This is a genomic window from Bradyrhizobium sp. Y36, assembly GCF_002531575.1.
In the GTDB taxonomy this organism is placed as follows: Bacteria; Pseudomonadota; Alphaproteobacteria; order Rhizobiales; family Xanthobacteraceae; genus Bradyrhizobium.
Genome location: NZ_NWTI01000008.1, coordinates 67,376 through 80,507 on the forward strand (window position 1 = coordinate 67,376; position 13,132 = coordinate 80,507).

Here is a 13,132-nt window from a genome sequence, read left to right on the forward strand (position 1 = left end):
CGGCGGTGATGCCGCAATGTAGGCATCGGCTCGCGATTCTCATAGTGAACGTTCGTTATGCCCGCCGCGCCGACTTGTTCCGGGTGCGCAAGGCTGCGCGCGATTCTCGCGCCAGCCGTTCCGCGGAAGCGACGAGCAGTGGAACCGCATGCCCGGAAAATCCCAGCACGTAGCCGGGCAGAGGGGGCGCGCGCGAATAGGTGTCGGCCAGGAGCCAGCCTTCCGCGCCGGCGGCCTGCCTGGCCCGCGCGGCCACCGACGGATCGACCGAGGGGGCGAACCGCGCGACCAGATGCAGGCCCTGTGACGGCACCGGCACAGACAGCGCGCCATCGGATGCAGCCTCCAGCGTTTCGGCCAGCGCGTCACGTGCCTCGCGATAGAGCTTTCGCACGCGCTTGAGATTTGCCGCGAACGCGCCCGAATTGAGCATGTCGGCCACCGCGCCTTCCATCAGCGTGCCGGGGAAGCGGTCGAGCGCTGCGCGCGCGGCCGTCACATCAGCAATGAGGCGTTCGGGCAGGGCGCAATAGCCGATGCGCAGGCCCGGAAACAGCGTCTTGGCGAATGTGCCGAGATAGATCACGCGCTGGAGACGGTCGATCCCCGCGAGCGACATCAGCGGTGCGCCGTCATAACGAAACTCGCTGTCGTAGTCGTCCTCCAGCACGAAGGCGCCGGCCTGCCTGGCCCAGTCCAGCAGCTCCAGCCGCCGCGGCATCGACATCTGCACGCCCAGCGGAAACTGGTGCGACGGCGTGACATAGGCCGCGCGTGCGTTGGGGGCTGCGGTGCGCCCTTTGGCGACGCGCATGCCGTGCTCGTCGACAGGAACGGGCACGGCGCGGTAGCCGCAATGCGCGATGGTTTTTCGCGCGATCGGATAGCCGGGATCTTCGCACCAGACCTGGTCGCCCGCCTTGAGGATCGCGCTCAGCACGAGACGCAGCGCGTGCAGTGTGCCTGACGTAATCACGATCTGATCGGGATCGCAGCGCAGCCCGCGCGCTGACAATAGATGATCGGCGATCGCCGCGCGCAGCTCGCGGCTGCCGCGCGGATCACCGTAATGCAGATGTTCGGCCCCGAAGGCGCGCATGCGCCGGCCGACGAAGGCGCGAAAGCGCTGCACGGCGCGTTCGTCGATATGGGTGCAGCCGAGCGCGAAAGCGCCCTGTCGCGGCGCATCGACCGCCACCTTCGGCTTGCCAGGCGCCGCCGTGCGCGCAGGGATACGCGCAGCGACGAAGGTGCCGGAGCCGACTTTGGCCTCGGCAAAGCCGTCGGCGATCAGGCGTTCATAGGCGATCACGACGGCGTTGCGCCGGAAGCCGGTCTGCTTCGCCAGCGTGCGCGACGGCGGCAGCGGTTCGCCAGGCTTGACCAGGCTGGAGACGATCATCTCGCATAGCGCCTGATAGAGCCGGTGCGCAGCGGAGGCGCCGGCGGTGACGTGCGGGCCCCTGAGATCGAGCGGCAGCTCGGTCTTTGCCGGCAAGGAAGCTTTGGCCGCTGAGGGCAGGGAATTGGTCGGAATTTTTCGCATGGAATTGGAACTATCGCAGACCAAAGACGAAGCTACAACTGCTCCGGATCTTTCCAATCCGATCAGGAGCAGCCGTGAGCCAGGCCGAGACCACCAATTCCTATCCGACCTCAGCGCGCAACCAGGTGAAGCGCCGGCACGACCGCGGCTTCTACGATCACGAGACCGTTCATCGCATCCTGGACTCCTCGATGCTTTGCCACGTCTCCTACGTGATCGACGGCCAGCCCTATTGCACGCCGACCTTCTTCTGGCGCGAGGGCACGAAACTGTACTGGCACGGCTCGAGCGCCAGCCGCATGCTGCGCAACCAGACCAAAGGCGAGCGGGTGTGCCTGACGGTTGCCCATCTCGACAGCCTCGTGCTGGCACGCTGCGGTTTCAATCACTCCGCCGACTACCGTGCGGTGATGGCGTTCGGCACCGCCTATCTCGTCACCGACCCCGAGGAGAAAGAGCGCGCGGTGATCGCGATGGTCGACCGCTTCTTTCCGGATCGCACCGCAAGCCTTCGGGCCAGCAACACGCAGGAGATCAAGGCGACCTCCTTCATCGCGATGGAGATCGAGGAGGCCTCGGCCAAGGTCCGCGCCAAGGGTGTGGCCGACGACGATGAGGACTACGAATTGCCGATCTATGCCGAGCGCATCCCGGTGCGCACGGTGCTCGGCGCGCCGGAGCCGTGTCCGCGCCTGCTCGACGGGGTGACGCGCCCTGCGACGCTGAATGGCTATTCGGAAGGCCGTCTGCTCGAAGATGCATTGCGGGATGCATATTTTGTGGAGTACCCGAACGGCTGAAATCGGTTAGCTTGCGCACTCCTTGGAAACCGTTGGAATGCCTGGAGTTGCCTGATGAATGCCGAAACGCAGCAGAGGATTCTCGACGCCGTCGATGCCGGCTTCGAGGCCCAGCTTGCCACCACACGCGATTTCGTCGCGATCCCTTCGACCCGCGGTGCCGAGGGGCCGTGCCAGGACATGATCGGCGACCTCCTGCGCGCGCGCGGCTATGAGGTCGACGACTGGCACATCGACGTCGACGATCTCAAGGATCTGCGCGGCTTCGGCCCGATCGAGCATGATTTCTCAAAGGCGCGCTCGGTGGTGGGCACCTATCGCCCGCAGACGGCTGCCGGCAAATCGCTGATCCTGCAGGGGCACTGTGACGTCGTGCCGGCCGGGCCGCTGGAATTATGGGACACGCCGCCGTTCTCGCCCGTCGTCAAGGACGGCAAGATGTTCGGCCGCGGCGCCTGCGACATGAAGTCGGGGACGATTGGCGCGCTCTATGCGCTGGATGCGATCAAGGCCGCCGGCTTCAAGCCGACGGCGCGGATCCACTTCCAGTCGGTGATCGAGGAGGAGAGCACCGGCGTCGGCGCCCTCTCGACGCTCCAGCGCGGCTACCGTGCCGACGCCTGCTTCATTCCGGAGCCGACCGGCGGCAAGATGGTGCGCTCGCAGGTCGGCGTGATCTGGTTTCGCCTGCGCGTGAAGGGGCACCCGACCCATGTGGCGTTCGCCGGCTCCGGGGCGAATGCGATCATGGCGGCCTATCATCTGATCCAGGCGCTGCAGAAACTCGAGATCGAGTGGAACGAGCGGGCCAAGGCTGACAGGCACTTCAAGACGCTGAACCATCCCATCAACTTCAACCCCGGCATCATCAAGGGCGGCGACTGGGCCTCCAGCGTGCCGGCCTGGTGCGACGTCGATTGCCGGATCGCTGTGTTGCCGGGCTGGTCGATCGCCGATCACCAGAAGGAGATCATGGCATGCGTCGCGGCCGCCGCGCGCAACCATCGCTTCCTCGCCAACAACCCGCCGGAGATCGAATGGTCGGGCTTCCTCTCGGAAGGCTATGAGTTGACCGACGCCGCCGCGCCGGAAGCCGCCTTCGCCAAGGCGTTTGGGAAAGTCTACGGCGGCACGCCCGAGGATCTCGTCTTCACCGCGCTCACCGACACCCGTTTCTATGGCCTCAACCACGGCATCCCGAGCCTGTGCTTCGGCGCCAGCGGCGGCGAGATGCATGGCTTCAACGAATATGTCGAGCTGGAGTCGCTGAAGAAGACCACAAAGGCGATGGCGCTGTTCATCGCGGAGTGGTGCGGGGTGGAGAAGGTGTAGCAGTCGCCTCAGTCGCAACTCTCGTCGGGTGGGGCAAAGGCGCCAGCGCCGTGCCCACGCGTTCTATGCGACGTGACGAAGTGCGTGGGCACGCCTCCGCCTTCGCTCGTCGAGCTACGGCGGACAAGCCGCTTGGCCCACCCTACGGCACCGTTTTTCGAGTAGAGATCTGCCATCGGCTCAGCGCCGAACAGGCGAGAGCAGAAATATCTTGCCTTCTCGCTGCCCGAAACACGGGCCGTCCGAAATCCTTTAAGCTTAAAAGAAAGACTAGGATGCGGGACGTCCCGGTGGCAGACTGGCGTCCGGTTGCTGGACGAGTCCCCGGGAGTGACAATGCGCGATTGGGATGATGCTTACGCCAATTCGGCCCATATCCCGGGCTCGGACAAGATTCCGGGGTTGTGGGCGGAGCGGGCGGCGGCTTACCGGGCCGGATTGAAGAATCTCCGCACCGACATCGCCTATGGCTCGGGTGAGCGTCAGAGGCTCGACCTGATCCTGCCCGATGGCGACAGCAAGGGTCTCGTCGTGTTCGTGCACGGCGGCTACTGGATGCGCTTCGACAAGTCGACCTGGACCGATCTCGCCGAAGGCGCGCGCCACCATGGCTGGACCGTGGCGCTGCCGAGCTACACGCTGGCGCCGGCTGCGCGCATCTCAGACATCACCGCCGAGATCGCCGCTGCGATCGCGAAAGCGGCTTCGCTTGTGGCCGGGCCGATCCGGCTCGCGGGTCATTCCGCCGGTGGTCATCTCGTGACACGCATGCTGTGCGACGACAGCCGGCTGGAGCCCGCTGTCTCCAGTCGCATCAATGGGACGCTCTCCATCAGCGGCCTGCATGATCTGCGCCCTCTCCTGAAGACCAAGATGAACGACACGCTGCGCATGACCATGGAGGAGGCGAGCCTCGAAAGTGCAGCGCTGCATCTGCCGCTTGGACATTCGCCCGTCACCGCCTGGGTCGGCGGCGGCGAGCGGCCCGAATTCATCCGCCAGTCCGATCTGATGGCCAATCTCTGGACCGGTTTCGACGTGCCGACGCGCCTCGTCGTCGAGCCCGGGCAGAACCATTTTACCGTGATCGACGGACTGAAGGATCCGTCATCGCCGATCACCGCGCGCCTGATCGGCCTCGACTGAGCGGAGCCGGGGAAGATCGATCGAAAGGGCCTGTCCATGACGTCCAGCGACTACGATCCCACCAGCGAAGGCGCCGAGACCGATTTCGCCCGGCGGATGTCCTACGGCGACTACCTCGCGCTGGATGCAATCCTCGGCGCGCAGCACCCGCTCTCGGAAGCACATGACGAGATGCTGTTCATCATCCAGCATCAGACCACGGAGCTGTGGATGCGCCTGGCCATTCACGAGCTCAGCGCTGCGCGCCGCTCCATCGCCAGGGACGAGGTGCAGCCTGCCATGAAGATGCTGGCGCGGATGTCGCGCATCTTCGAGCAGCTCAACAACGCCTGGGACGTGCTGCGCACGATGACGCCCAGCGAGTACACGCGCTTCCGCTCGCAGCTCGGACAGTCCTCGGGCTTCCAGTCGCGGCAATACCGGCTGATCGAGTTTCTGCTCGGAAATCGCAACCACGCCATGCTGAAGCCGCACGCGCACGACGCGGAGACGACAACGCTGCTCGAAGCCGAGCTCGCGACGCCAAGTCTCTATGACGAGGTGCTCAGGCTCGCCGATCGCAACGGGCTCAGGATGCCGCCGGCGGTGCTGGCGCGCGATGTTCGCGAGACCCACAGCTTCAACGAAGGCGTTCTGCAGGCCTGGCGCGTCGTCTACGAAGCGCCGGAGACGCATTGGATGCTGTACGAGCTCGCTGAAAAGCTGGTCGACTTCGAGGATTATTTCCGCCGCTGGCGCTTCAATCATGTGACGACGGTCGAGCGCGTGATCGGCTTCAAGCGCGGCACCGGTGGCACCGGCGGGGTCAGCTATCTCAAACGCATGCTGGAAGTGGAGCTCTTCCCCGAACTCTGGCGCGTCCGCACCATTCTGTAGAAATGCCCAAGAAAAATCCATGACCAGATATCGCGTCTATGACGACACCAAAGCGCTGTTTCAGCTGCCTGACGGCGTGATCTATCTCGACGGCAACTCGCTTGGCGCGCTGCCGCGGGGCGTTGCCGAGCGGGTCAACCGCGTGATCACGACCGAGTGGGGCAATGAGCTGATCCGCGCCTGGAACACCGCCGGCTGGTACGTCCAGCCGCGCCAGCTCGGCGATCGCATCGCACGGTTGATCGGTGCGGAAGCCGGCTCGGTGATGGTCGGAGACACGCTGTCACTCAAGGTCTATCAGGCGCTCGCCGCCGCGCTCGACATCAACGCATCCCGCAGGATTGTCCTGTCGGACACCGGCAACTTTCCGACCGACCTCTACATGGCCGAAGGCCTCATCGAGACGCTCGGGCGCGGCCATCAATTGCGTCTGGTCGCTCCGGAGGAAATCGAATCCGCGCTGTCGGAGGATGTCGCGGTGCTCTACATCACCGAGGTCGATTACCGCACCGGCCGCCGCCACGACATGGCGAATTTGACCGCGAAGGCGCATGCGCTCGGCATTGTTACCGTCTGGGATCTCGCCCATTCCGCCGGCGCGCTGCCGGTCGATCTTGCCGGGTGCGGCGCGGATTTCGCGGCGGGCTGCACCTACAAATATCTCAACGCCGGCCCGGGCGCGCCGGCCTTCCTCTACGTCGCCCCGCGCCACGCCGACACTGCGCGCGCGGCGCTGTCGGGCTGGATGGGGCACGCCAAGCCGTTTGCGTTCGAGCTGGCCTATGCCGCCGCCGGCGGCGTCGAGCGCATGCGCGTCGGCACGCCTCCGGTGCTCGCGATGGCGGCGCTGGAAGCCTCGCTCGACATCTGGGACCGCGTCGATATCGCGGAGGTCCGTGCCAAGTCGCTGGCGCTCGGTGATCTCCTGATCGCCGAGGTCGAACGCCGCTGCCCGTCCTTGAGGCTGGTCACTCCGCGCGCGCCTGAGCGGCGCGGTTCGCAGGTTTGCTTCGCCTTCGACGGCGGCTACGCCGCCATGCAGGCGCTGATCGCGCGCGGCCTTATCGGCGATTTCCGCGCCCCCGACATCATGAGGTTCGGGATCACGCCGCTGTATGTCGGCGAGAGCGACATCGTGCGAGCGGCGGAGATCATCGAGGAGGTGATCAATGGCGAGGTGTGGCGGCAGCCGGAATATCAGGTCGTGAACGCGGTGACGTGAGGACGGTTCGTGCCCCGGACGCAGCGCAGCGCTTCTTGGCGGCGCGTCCGGAACCACGAGCCGAGGAACAGAGCCTATTTAGGCACGCCCCACAACGCCGCCACGATCGCATCCAGCCCGTCCGTCAGCGCCGCGGGCCCCGGCTGCAGGATGATCGGCGACTTGATTTCGACGATACGGTGGTCGCGTACGGCGGGGATGTCGCTCCAGCCCTCGCGCTGCTTGATGCGGGCAGGGACGACCTTCTTGCCGCACCATGAAGCGAGGATGACGTCGGGCGCGGCCTCACGCACCGCCTCTGCCGAGACGATGCGATCCCTGGCCGCCTGCTGGCGTCGCAGGTCTGTAAAGACATCCGTACCGCCAGCGATCTCGATCAGCTCGGACACCCAGCCGATGCCGGAGATCAAGGGATCGTCCCATTCCTCGAAATAGACTTTTGGCGGCGGCGAGGGGCGGGGCGTCGCGGAAATCGCCGCCAGGCGCTGTTCCAGGCCTTGCGCGAGCCCCTCGGCGCGTTCCGCGGCGCCAACCAGCGCGCCGAGCGTGCGGATCATCGCAAGGATCCCCGCAATGTCGCGCTGGTTGAAAACGTGCACGTCCACGCCGGCGCGCACGAGGTCGGCGACGATGTTGGCCTGAAGGTCCGAGAACGCCAGCACCAGATCGGGTTCCAGGGCCAGGACCTTCGGGATATCGGCCGAGACGAAGGCCGACACGCGCGGCTTCTCGCGACGTACCCGCGGCGGACGAACCGCGTAGCCGGAGACGCCGACGATACGATCCTGCTCGCCGAGCAGGTACAGCGTCTCGACGGTCTCCTCGGTCAGGCACACGATGCGGCGGGGCGGGAAGTGGCGCATGGACCGAGCCTATGCACAATGTGCGCGCCGATGTCAGCCCGGCCACTACCTCGGACGTCATTGCTTTGGCGCATGAAGCAATTCACGTTGAAGCAACAAGGAATTGGGAGGAGATCTGATGACGCCGCTCGAGAAACTTAAAGCGATGAGGATGCCGTTCGCCGAGCTCAAGGGCGTCGAGTTCATCGAGGCCGGGAAGGAGCGCGTGGTGGCGCGGATGACGGTTCGGCCCGACCTCTGCACGCTGCATCACACGATCCATGGCGGCGCGGTGATGGCGCTGGCGGATTCGGTCGGCGCGGCCGCGACCGTGATCAATCTGCCTGAGGATGCCAAGGGCACGACCACGCTGGAGAGCAAGACCAATTTCATCGGCGGGGCCAAGGAGGGAACCACGGTCATTGCCACGGCGACTCCGGTCCATCGTGGCCGGCGGACCCAGGTCTGGACCACCCGGCTGGAAACCGAGGATGGCAAGCTGGTTGCCGTGGTCACCCAGACCCAGCTGGTCCTGTAAGACTACGGATCCTTGATTTTATTAACGAATTGGTCGTTCCCCGTGCCTTTAAGTTGGGCAGGTCCTCGTCTTGCAAAAGATGTTGCGATGCACAATATAGGGGGCCTAGGGATTCGAACGCCTCCTCGAGGGACACCAAGAGGAGTTTTGACGTGGTACTTGAAGAGACCGTCCGCACCGCCCCGGGCTACGTGCGGACCCTGATCCAGCAGGAAGAATTGCCGCTTCTGCGCGATCATCTGCTGAGGCTCGATGCCGAAAGCCGGCACGACCGTTTCAATGGCTTTCTCGACGACAGCTTCATCGAGCGCTACGCCGCGCGCTGCGCCGAGGACGGCACCGTCATCGTCGCCTATATCGTCGATGGCGTGGTCCGCGGTGCGGCCGAGCTGCATCCCGCGGAAGACGAGGCCTTGCCTGAAGTTGCCTTCAGCGTGGAGGCCTCCGCGCGACGCCAGGGTGTCGGCACCGTGCTGTTCCGCCGCCTGATCGCGGAGGCGCGCTGGAAGGGCTACAAATGCCTGCGCATCACAACGGGCGCTGAGAACCATGCGATGCGGGCGCTCGCCAGGAAGTTCGGGGCGCATCTGGCCTTCCGTCACGGCGAATCGACCGGCACGATCGATCTTGCCAAGACGCCCGAAGCCGAGCTCGCCGATCTCGCGGCCTCGCCCTTCACGGCCGGGCGCGCGCTTCTCAGTCTCAACTCGACCTGCTGGAAGATCATCTCCAGCATGTACGGCAATCGCGCCGCCTGATCCCAGATCGCGGCTGAATCAAAAAGCGGACCGGCGTGGCCGGTCCGCTTTCGTGTGTCTGGGATTGCGAAACGAGTGCTTCAGGTGCCGGTGCGCTTGTCGTTGCCGAAACGGCGGACGACGCGGCGTTCGACCACGACAGAGCGCTGCGCGCCCTGTTCGCCGGCGATCACGCGCGTTGCGGTGATGCGGCTGTTGGTGCGCGCCTGCTTCTTCACCTCGGCCTGCACGACGTCTAGCGGCATCCCCATCAAGGCTGCGGCGATCTCGGCCTGCTGCGCCTGATCGTCGGTGATGCCGATGGCGGCGAAGATCGCCTCGTCCAGGGTCGGCGGATCGTGGCGCACGCGCCGCGTGCCGTACTTGGTATTCCAGTCTGCGCTCATGGGGGCCTCGTTTCGATTCTGGATACCTAGTGCCGCCTATGTTGCATTGCAATATGAAATTGGTGTGGCATCTCAGCTATTCACCGGTTGCATCGATCAGCCCTCAGGGCGGAGACGGAGCACCTGTTTCCACCTCGGTCCGCAGCTGTGGCCAGCGTTTCAGGGCCGCGTGTCCGGCTTCGGTGAGCCCGTAGATTCCCCGGTCGGCCCGTTCGAACCAGCCATACACATTGTTAAGCAAGATCTTGCCCGCATCAGGACAGCGCTCGCGCAAGTCACGTACGCGCTGCGGCCCCTCCGCGAGCGCCGAGGCGCAGGCCAGCGCCTGCTGCCGATAGGCCGTCATGATCGGCGCGCGGGTGCTGCCGCCGAGCACGGGATCGCCGCGGCGGCGCTGGTGCTCGGTGACGAGGCGCGAGCGCAGCTTCGGCTCGCGGCGCGGCGCCGCCGTCGGCGGTTTCACCAGCACCTCGACCTGGCCGCGGTCGGTAACCCCAAGCATTCCGAAGCCGAGCCGGCGGCAGAGATTGCGATAGCGCGCATCGCTCTCGCGTCCCTTGCCCCGTATCGACATCTTTGCCGCGATCCAGACCTCGTCGGCTGCCGACGCGCGATCGACCGCCTGCAGGATCAGCTCGAGATTGAAGGCGAGCTTGAGCTCGCCGATCACCACGACCGGCGGATCGCCGGCGCTGAGCCCGACGAGATCGCAGCCGCCGATCTCGCCCTTGACCGTGAAGCCGAGCTCTTCGAGGAAGCGTTTGACGGGCAGGTAGAGCGCGGTTTCCACGGGGTGTCCGATCGGAGAATCAGTTGCGGCAGTCTAGCCCGGATCGCATCTCGGCCCCTGCGCCATTTGCCCGGGAGGGAACGGTGCGGCTATCCTGCAGCGGGTAGCCGGGCGCTTTGCGAACATGACGATCAGGAACGGGCTCTATCACATCCGCATCGAGATGCTGGATTCCGTGCAGGGCGGCAATCAGGGCGTGATGGTGCTGCGCGACGGCACCATGCGGGGCGGCGATTCATTCTTCTTTGCCTACGGCACCTACACCTCGGCCAACGGCAAGTGGAAGGGCGAGCTGACCAACGAGGAGCATTCGCCCTCGTTCGACGAGCGCCCGGTGTGGGGCCGCAAGGTCGTGACCATCGGCTTCAGCGGTACCTATACCGACGAGACCGCGTATGGCGAAGGCATTGCGCTCGCGGGCAAGCAGAGCATCCGTTTCAAGGGCAATCTGCGGCTGCTGGTGCCGGACTGATGCTCAGCTCACAAGGCGGTCGTAATCTGCATGAGAGCCGATCCAGAACCAGAGGTAGGTATCATCAGACTCGACAGCGAGGGCGCGATAGCGGAGTCCAACCCTGGCGGACCAAAATCGTCCGACCCGTTTGAACTGGAGCGAGGGATGAGCGGGGTCGCTCTTCAGCAGCTGGAAGTTGGCATCAGCCAACTCCCGGACCTTGAGGGGCGCATAGGCCTTCCAGAATCTGGGCGATGCGATGTGCTTCACAAGTCGCGAGTTTGGCCAGCACGATAAGCGCTCAGCGCCTCCTCGGCAAAGGCGTCGAGCTTGCCCGCTTTGGCACCTTGCTCCAGGGCCTGATCGAAGCGCTCGGCGTCGAACTGCTCGAACCATGCACGAAATCGTGCCAATTCGTCAGGCGTAAGTCGCTCGATTGCTTGCTCGATATCTTCCGTTGTCATCGATCGAATATAGCAAGGTAGCCCGCTTTGGAAAAGGTTCGCGCCAGGCGAGCTAAATCCGTCCACCTACTGGAATCAGCGCCCCGGTGATGCCGCTCGCGGCATCGCTGGCGAGGAACAGGATGACATCCGCAAGCTCCTGCGGCGTCACCCATTTGGAAAAATCCGCCTTCGGCATGTCGGCGCGATTGGCCTTGGTGTCGATGATCGACGGCAGCACCGCGTTCACCGTCACCTTGCCCTTCCACTCGTTCGCCAGAGCCTCGGTGAGCCGATGCACGCCCGCCTTCGACGCCGCATAAGGGCCCATTCCGGAGCCGGCCTGGAGCGCGCCCATGGCGCCGATATTGACGATGCGGCCGGCCGTGGACGCGGCCAGATGCGGCAGCGCCGCGCGCGAGGTGTTGAGCGCGGTCAGGACATTGAGCGCGTGCATGCGCTGCCAGGTCTTGCTGTCGCCGTCGCCGACCGTCTCGAACGCAAAGCCGCCGGCGATGTTGATCAGCGCATCGAGTCGGCCGAAATGCTTTGCCGCCGCATCAACCGCCGTCTTCGCCTGCGTTGCGTCCGACAGGTCGACGCCGCCGATCTCGATGCGCTCGGGCGTCGCCGACAGTTGCGAGGGCGCGTGGTCGATACCGGCGACGCGTGCGCCGCGCGCCTGCGCGACTTCGGCAACCACTTTGCCAAGCGCGCCGAGCGCGCCGGTGATGACCAGGACCTTGCCTTGCATTGTCGATCTCCCGGCGCTGCGGCCTATGATTGCAGATAGCGCGCCTTCAGCGCGTCGCGCTCGGTCGCGCCGAGCTCGAGCCCGTCGCGAAGATACGTTTCGAGGTCGCCGTATTCACGGCCGACGGCCTCGAACGCCGCGGCAAGATAGGAGGCTTCGACGCTGCCGATGGCGTTGCGGACGTCCTCGGGCAGGTCGGTGGCTGCCGTTGCATCGCGCCTGTAGTGCTGGTTGGTCAGCAAATAGTCCTCGGCGATGACGTCGTCGGGCACGCCGAGCGCATGCAGGATCAGCGCGCTGGCGAAGCCGGTGCGGTCCTTGCCCGCGGTGCAGTGGATCACGAGCGGCGCACTGTCTTCCAGGAGGTGGCCGAACAGGCTGCGAAAGCTGTGGGTGTTGTGGCGGACATAGTTGCGGTAGGACTCCCGCATCAGCTCGAGCGCCACCGGCGCGGTCAGCGTGCCCCTGGCGAGCTCGGCGCGCAGCGCAGCGACGACCGTCGGCTCGATCGGCAGCGAGTGCACCGTGATCTCGTCCACGACGCAGACGCCGGCCGCACGCTCCTCCAGTCCGCGGAAATCGAACGCGCTTCTGACCCCGAGCGCGCGCACGATCGCGACATCATCGGCGGTGAGCTGCCCGAGATGGTTGGAGCGGAAGATATGTCGCCAGCGCGTAATGCGGCCGTCTGAGGTCGGATAGCCGCCGAGATCGCGGAAATTGCTGGCGCCTTGCAAGGCGAGGTGGCGGGCGGGGGAGTCCGTGAGGGAGGAGTCTTGCATCGGATCAGCTTGGGCTATGGTTCCAGCGGGCGCACGGCGGGCGTCCTTGAGGTCTATTACAGGGGGCGAACATGGATCGGTACAAGGCCTTTGTTTTGGCGATCACCATGCCGTCGGTCGGAATTTTTGCTGCGCCGCAGGCCGATGCGCAGACCTTCCGGACCTATCGCTGCGCCGATGGTACGCAGTTCGTCGTTGGATTTTATGACGCCGACAAGCGGGCCTTTCTCCAGATCGACGGCGAGCCGGTCACGTTGGCGAAGCGGCTGTCGGTCTCGGGCGCGCGCTATTCCGGGGCGGGCGTCACCCTGAAGATCCCAAAGACCGGCCCCGCCACGGTGAGGCACCTGAGGCGGCCGGTCACCGCCTGCGCGGTGATCGAAAGGCCCGGAATCTAAAACTCAGCCGCGAGGCCAGCTGGAATCAAAAAGGGTCGAAACACTGCTGTTTCGACCCTTTTTCA

The 13,132-nt window shown here is 65.2% G+C and carries 17 protein-coding genes; 9 read left to right on the forward strand and 8 right to left on the reverse strand.

Annotated elements, in window-relative coordinates:
- Positions 1-55: 55 nt before the first annotated feature.
- Complete coding sequence (gene pdxR / locus CO669_RS16125; protein ID WP_097660787.1) at positions 56-1,546, reverse strand: MocR-like pyridoxine biosynthesis transcription factor PdxR; 1,491 nt, start codon at positions 1,544-1,546, stop codon at positions 56-58.
- 74 nt (positions 1,547-1,620) lie between these two features.
- Between pdxR and CO669_RS16130 the strand changes: the two genes are divergently transcribed.
- The 5 genes from CO669_RS16130 to kynU all read left to right on the forward strand — a co-directional run bounded on the left by CO669_RS16130 (position 1,621) and on the right by kynU (position 6,922).
- Complete coding sequence (locus CO669_RS16130; protein WP_097660788.1) at positions 1,621-2,346, forward strand: pyridoxamine 5'-phosphate oxidase family protein; 726 nt, start codon at positions 1,621-1,623, stop codon at positions 2,344-2,346.
- A 54-nt stretch (positions 2,347-2,400) separates the two neighbouring features.
- Positions 2,401-3,678 (forward strand): ArgE/DapE family deacylase, encoded by a 1,278-nt coding sequence (locus CO669_RS16135; protein WP_097660789.1) that lies wholly within the window; start codon positions 2,401-2,403, stop codon positions 3,676-3,678.
- Positions 3,679-4,014: 336 nt separating this feature from the next.
- Entirely contained in the window at positions 4,015-4,824 is an 810-nt protein-coding gene (locus CO669_RS16140; RefSeq protein ID WP_097660790.1) for a hormone-sensitive lipase, read from the forward strand.
- Between the two features lie 36 nt (positions 4,825-4,860).
- A complete protein-coding gene (gene kynA, locus CO669_RS16145; RefSeq protein ID WP_097660791.1) occupies positions 4,861-5,700 on the forward strand; it encodes a tryptophan 2,3-dioxygenase in 840 nt (279 codons plus the stop codon).
- 19 nt (positions 5,701-5,719) lie between these two features.
- On the forward strand, positions 5,720-6,922 hold the full coding sequence (gene kynU, locus CO669_RS16150; RefSeq protein WP_097660792.1) for a kynureninase: 1,203 nt from the start codon (positions 5,720-5,722) through the stop codon (positions 6,920-6,922).
- Between the two features lie 74 nt (positions 6,923-6,996).
- Here kynU and CO669_RS16155 read toward each other — a convergent pair whose 3' ends face one another.
- Positions 6,997-7,785, reverse strand: a complete 789-nt coding sequence (locus CO669_RS16155) for a cobalamin-binding protein (protein ID WP_097660793.1) — start codon at positions 7,783-7,785, stop codon at positions 6,997-6,999.
- Between the two features lie 118 nt (positions 7,786-7,903).
- Between CO669_RS16155 and CO669_RS16160 the strand changes: the two genes are divergently transcribed.
- Both CO669_RS16160 and CO669_RS16165 read left to right on the forward strand, forming a co-directional pair.
- The gene (locus tag CO669_RS16160) at positions 7,904-8,302 is read left to right on the forward strand and encodes a PaaI family thioesterase (RefSeq protein WP_097660794.1); all 399 of its coding nucleotides are present in this window, start codon (positions 7,904-7,906) and stop codon (positions 8,300-8,302) included.
- A gap of 152 nt (positions 8,303-8,454) precedes the next feature.
- Positions 8,455-9,060, forward strand: a complete 606-nt coding sequence (locus CO669_RS16165) for a GNAT family N-acetyltransferase (RefSeq protein WP_097660795.1) — start codon at positions 8,455-8,457, stop codon at positions 9,058-9,060.
- An 80-nt stretch (positions 9,061-9,140) separates the two neighbouring features.
- Here the strand turns inward: CO669_RS16165 and CO669_RS16170 are convergent, their stop codons facing one another.
- Entirely contained in the window at positions 9,141-9,446 is a 306-nt protein-coding gene (locus tag CO669_RS16170; protein WP_097660796.1) for a hypothetical protein, read from the reverse strand.
- A 103-nt stretch (positions 9,447-9,549) separates the two neighbouring features.
- Positions 9,550-10,236, reverse strand: a complete 687-nt coding sequence (locus CO669_RS16175; protein WP_097660797.1) for a DUF2161 domain-containing phosphodiesterase — start codon at positions 10,234-10,236, stop codon at positions 9,550-9,552.
- Positions 10,237-10,360: 124 nt separating this feature from the next.
- Here CO669_RS16175 and CO669_RS16180 point away from each other — a divergent pair, with 124 nt between their 5' ends.
- A complete protein-coding gene (locus CO669_RS16180; RefSeq protein ID WP_097660798.1) occupies positions 10,361-10,708 on the forward strand; it encodes a GrlR family regulatory protein in 348 nt (115 codons plus the stop codon).
- 3 nt (positions 10,709-10,711) lie between these two features.
- On the opposite strand, the gene CO669_RS36345 is transcribed toward CO669_RS16180, so the two are convergent.
- Genes CO669_RS36345 through CO669_RS16200 form a run of 4 tightly spaced genes read right to left on the reverse strand, consistent with a single transcriptional unit; the run spans position 10,712 to position 12,669 of the window.
- Positions 10,712-10,960: a ParE family toxin-like protein gene (locus tag CO669_RS36345; protein WP_097660799.1), complete on the reverse strand. Its 249-nt coding sequence runs from the start codon at positions 10,958-10,960 to the stop codon at positions 10,712-10,714.
- Positions 10,957-11,154 carry a hypothetical protein gene (locus tag CO669_RS16190; protein WP_097660800.1) on the reverse strand — a complete coding sequence of 66 codons (198 nt, stop codon included), beginning with the start codon at positions 11,152-11,154 and terminating at the stop codon, positions 10,957-10,959. The genes CO669_RS36345 and CO669_RS16190 overlap by 4 nt, the downstream gene beginning before the upstream one ends.
- A gap of 52 nt (positions 11,155-11,206) precedes the next feature.
- The gene (locus CO669_RS16195; protein ID WP_097660801.1) at positions 11,207-11,887 is read right to left on the reverse strand and encodes an SDR family oxidoreductase; all 681 of its coding nucleotides are present in this window, start codon (positions 11,885-11,887) and stop codon (positions 11,207-11,209) included.
- Between the two features lie 23 nt (positions 11,888-11,910).
- Entirely contained in the window at positions 11,911-12,669 is a 759-nt protein-coding gene (locus CO669_RS16200; RefSeq protein ID WP_097660802.1) for a tyrosine-protein phosphatase, read from the reverse strand.
- 71 nt (positions 12,670-12,740) lie between these two features.
- Here CO669_RS16200 and CO669_RS16205 point away from each other — a divergent pair, with 71 nt between their 5' ends.
- Entirely contained in the window at positions 12,741-13,067 is a 327-nt protein-coding gene (locus CO669_RS16205; protein WP_097660803.1) for an MliC family protein, read from the forward strand.
- Positions 13,068-13,132: the final 65 nt, after the last annotated feature.